The following is a 3,912-nucleotide window of genomic DNA, read 5'->3' on the forward strand; positions in this document are numbered from 1 at the left end:
CACTGTGCTCGCTACATTCCTGATCGGTTTGCGTGAAGGCCTCGAAGCCGCCCTCGTGGTGGGAATTCTCGTTGCCTACCTCACGCAGCTTCGCCGCCGCGACGTCTTGCCGCGCCTGTGGATCGGTGTGGGGATGGCTGTCGCGCTTTCCCTCCTGATCGGTGCCGTGCTCACATTTGGTGCGTACGCGCTGACGTTCGAGGCGCAAGAGCTTATTGGGGGCGGGCTCTCACTCTTGGCCGTCGCCATGGTCACCTGGATGATCTTTTGGATGCAGCGCACGGCCCGCACACTGAAGACATCGCTGGAGGGCGAGCTTGACCGCGCGCTTGCCGTGGGCGGCCTGTGGGCCATCGTGCTGATCGGGTTCGTTTCGGTCGCGCGTGAGGGTTTGGAAACAACACTGTTGCTCTGGTCGATGGTTCAGTCATTCGGAAACGCGCCCGCGGCGTTGCTCGGTGCGTTGCTCGGAATCGCCGCCGCGGTCGTGTTGGGCTGGTTGCTTTCTCGTGGGATGCTGCGCTTCAACCTGCGTCTCTTCTTCACCTGGACGGGCGCGTTTCTCATCGTTGTCGCGGCGGGGGTTCTTGCCTACGCCATTCACGATCTTCAAGAAGCGGGCGCATTGCCCGGCCCCTTTACCGCGGCCGCTCCCCTCGATGCCGTGACCGGAACCGTCGCCGTGGGCTTTTCCGGCTTCCCGTCGGGGTGGGCCTTCGACGTGAGTGAAAGCATCGTTCCCGGCGGAGTGTGGGCCTCGGTGCTCCAAGCGACCGTCGGGTTCATGCCGCAGATGACGTGGCTTCAGGTGATCGGATGGGCCGCGTACATCGGCACCGTCGGCTTCTTCTGGGGTCGTGCGCAGTTCTCTTCAGCGCTTCGGAAGACCCGTTCGCACACAAATGTCCCCCCGGCTGGGCCGTCCGCGCCCTCCACGTCGCTATTAGGAGCACTATGACCCCGCACCGTTTGACCGGCGCTCTCGCATTCTCTGTCGTGGGCGCTCTCGCCCTCGCCGGGTGCGTAGCTAAGGCCGATGTCGCCGCTAGCGACGCGCTTGCCGTCACCTCGTCTGCCGACGCGTGTGAGGTGTCTACGGCTACGACCACGAGTGGCACCCTCGCGTTCGATGTGACGAATTCCGGAGATCAGATCACGGAGTTCTACCTTCTTGCAGATGATGGCCTCCGCATCGTGGGCGAAGTGGAAAACATCGCCCCCGGGGCATCCCGCACGCTCACCGTCATTGCTCAGCCCGGCGAGTACTACACGGTGTGCAAGCCCGGCATGGTGGGCGACGGCGTCGGCCGTGCGTCGTTCTCGGTCACAGGAGACGCGGTCGAGGTTGACACCGAAGACAGCGAGCTGAAGGCCGAAGCTGTTGCTCTCTATGCCGCGTTCGTAAAAGACCAGGTGGGCCAGCTCGTGCCCGCCGTCAACGAATTCGTGACCGCCTATGAAACGGGCGACGACGAGGCCGCACGCGAGCAGTTCCCGCTCGTGCGCGCCTACTACGAGCGCATCGAGCCGATTGCGGAGGCGCTCGGCGACCTCGACCCGCGCATCGACTACCGCGAAGTTGATGCGGTGGCCGAGGGGTTGGACTGGACCGGCTTCCACCGCATTGAAAAAGACTTGTGGGTGCCCGCGCAAGATGCGCTCAACTCAGACGACCTGACGCCGGCCTGGGAAGACTGGGCGCCGTCGACGGAGGCGGAACGCGCGGCATTCGGTGACCAGCTGATTGCCGATGTGCAAGAGCTTTACGACTACGTACACTCGACCGATTTCCTGGAGGTTCTCGAGGCGCAGGGCGTCGCGGGGCTCTCCAACGGCGCGATTGCACTGCTCGACGAAGTGGCGACGGGCAAGATCAGCGGCGAAGAAGACTGGTGGTCGGGTACCGACCTGTGGGACTTCGCGGCCAATGTCGAGGGCTCGAAAATGGCGTTCTCGCTCGTGCGAGATTTCGCCGAGGCGACAGGAGACGACGGCGCTGCGCTTGTCGAGCAGATCGAGGAGGGCTACACCGACCTTGAAAACCTGCTCGCGGAATACGGATCGTTCGAAACCGGGTTCGTCTATTACAGCGAGCTCACCGACGAAGACAAGCGTGATCTGAGCGATACGCTAAACACCCTCGCCGAGCCGCTGTCGCAGCTTACGGTGACCATTCTGGAGTAGCGTGACCGATTCATCACCGACCAACGACGCCGTGGCGCCCTCGCAAAACGAGCCTGATTCAGGCACGCCAGACGAGAGCGCCGCGGCGCCGCGCGGTCTTTCTCGCCGCGGGTTGCTGGGCTTCGCGATGGGTACGGCAGGTCTTGCCGTGGGCGGCGGCATCGGGCTGGGGGTGGGCACAGCCGCCGGGCGGGCCCAGGCAGCCGAGGCATCCGCGTCTGTATACGATTTTTATGGCGCGCACCAAGCGGGTATCACGACCCCGGTGCAAGATCATCTGCATTTTGCGTCGTTCGACATGATGGCACGCACCGATCGCGCTGACCTCATCGAGCTTTTGCAAGATTGGTCGTATGCCGCCTCGCGCATGGCCGCGGGGTTGGACGTCAGCGCCACCGGCGCCGTGGGCGGGTCGCTAGAGGCTCCGCCCGATGACACGGGTGAAGCTCTCGGGCTTTCTGCAAGCGGCCTGACGATCACCTTCGGATTCGGGCCGACCCTCTTCGAAGCCGATGGCGTCGACCGGTTCGGGATTGCCTCGAAACGCCCGAGCGAACTCGAACGACTGCCGGGCTTTCTCGGAGACGACCTCCAGCCACTCCTCTCTGATGGCGACCTGTGCATTCAGGCATGCGCCGATGATCCACAAGTGGCCGTGCACGCGATCCGCAACCTCAGCCGCATCGCCTTCGGCCGCGCGCGGTTGCGATGGTCGCAGCTGGGTTTTGGGCGCACGTCGCGCACGACGGCCGCACAGCAGACACCGCGCAACCTGTTTGGATTTAAGGATGGCACCGCCAACATCTTGTCGGATGACACGGAGGCCCTCGCCGACAACGTCTGGGTGGCCAGCGCAGATACTCCCGAGTGGATGGCCGGCGGTTCCTATCTCGTGGCGCGCAAGATCGCGATGCTCATCGAGACCTGGGATCGCGTTCGTCTCGCGGAGCAGCAAGACATCATCGGGCGCGATAAGGGGGAGGGCGCTCCTCTGTCGGGAGGCGATGAATTCACAGAGCCCGATTTTGACAAGACAAACGCAGACGGTACTCCGACCATTCCCGTCGACAGCCACGTGCGTTTGGCGCACCCCGACATGAACGGGGGTACCCAGCTCCTGCGCCGCGGATACAACTACGTCGATGGCAACAATGAGCTTGGGCGCCTCGATGCGGGCCTGTTCTTCTTGTCCTATCAGCGCCGTCCTCAGCAATTCATCGATGTGCAACGCTCGCTCTCCACCGATGTCATGAACGAGTACATTCAGCACATCGGCTCGGGCCTATGGGCCGTGCCGCCCGGTGCCGCTGCGGGTTCGTACGTGGGAGCGGAGCTGTTCGCCTAGCGAACGTCGACACCACCGGCCGCGACCGTGGTGTCGACGCGGTGCGCCGACGACGACGTTGAAAGGTCGCGTCGGGGCGTTCGACGTTGGGATATCCGGCGCTGACCGTGAGATCGACGACATCGGGCGTATCACCACGATGGTCGCCATTTGGCGTACTTCGTGACGTGCGCTCAGGGGATCAGCTGTTTCGAGCAACCCGCTCGAGTCGCGCACGCAGCGACCCGATCAAGAGCTCTAGACCGACTTCGAACGCCGCGTCGCTTCGCTCGCTGCCCCCGACCGAACCGTCAATGAGCCGGCCGAGCGTCTTCGTTTCGCCGGGCGGTTGCCATATCTCATCGGGTGCGGTGAGATCGAGACCGAATCCGATCGCAAACGCG

The 3,912-nt window shown here is 63.8% G+C and carries 3 protein-coding genes and 1 pseudogene; 3 read left to right on the forward strand and 1 reads right to left on the reverse strand.

All coding sequences use genetic code 11. The features are described from left to right. Window positions 1-4: 4 nt before the first annotated feature. The 3 genes from efeU to efeB are packed head-to-tail and all read left to right on the forward strand — an operon-like array spanning window position 5 to window position 3,529. A complete protein-coding gene (gene efeU / locus AB0O81_RS13925; RefSeq protein WP_363585264.1) occupies window positions 5-958 on the forward strand; it encodes an iron uptake transporter permease EfeU in 954 nt (317 codons plus the stop codon). Continuing rightward, window positions 955-2,184 carry an iron uptake system protein EfeO gene (gene efeO / locus AB0O81_RS13930; RefSeq protein WP_363585262.1) on the forward strand — a complete coding sequence of 410 codons (1,230 nt, stop codon included), beginning with the start codon at window positions 955-957 and terminating at the stop codon, window positions 2,182-2,184. Before efeU ends, efeO begins: the two co-directional genes overlap by 4 nt. A 31-nt stretch (window positions 2,185-2,215) precedes the next feature. Continuing rightward, complete coding sequence (efeB, locus tag AB0O81_RS13935) at window positions 2,216-3,529, forward strand: iron uptake transporter deferrochelatase/peroxidase subunit (protein ID WP_363585266.1); 1,314 nt, start codon at window positions 2,216-2,218, stop codon at window positions 3,527-3,529. Window positions 3,530-3,710: 181 nt separating this feature from the next. Here efeB and AB0O81_RS13940 read toward each other — a convergent pair. Beyond that, window positions 3,711-3,912 (reverse strand): annotated as a pseudogene (locus tag AB0O81_RS13940) (TetR/AcrR family transcriptional regulator); the annotation flags it as partial.

Source organism: Microbacterium sp. NPDC076911 (assembly GCF_040687125.1).
Lineage (GTDB): Bacteria > Actinomycetota > Actinomycetes > Actinomycetales > Microbacteriaceae > Microbacterium.

What these genes read in the sequence shown, in the direction of transcription:
- efeO (WP_363585262.1), top strand. Translation starts at nt 955, where the DNA reads ATGACCCCGCACCGTTTGACCGGCGCTCTCGCATTCTCTGTCGTGGGC.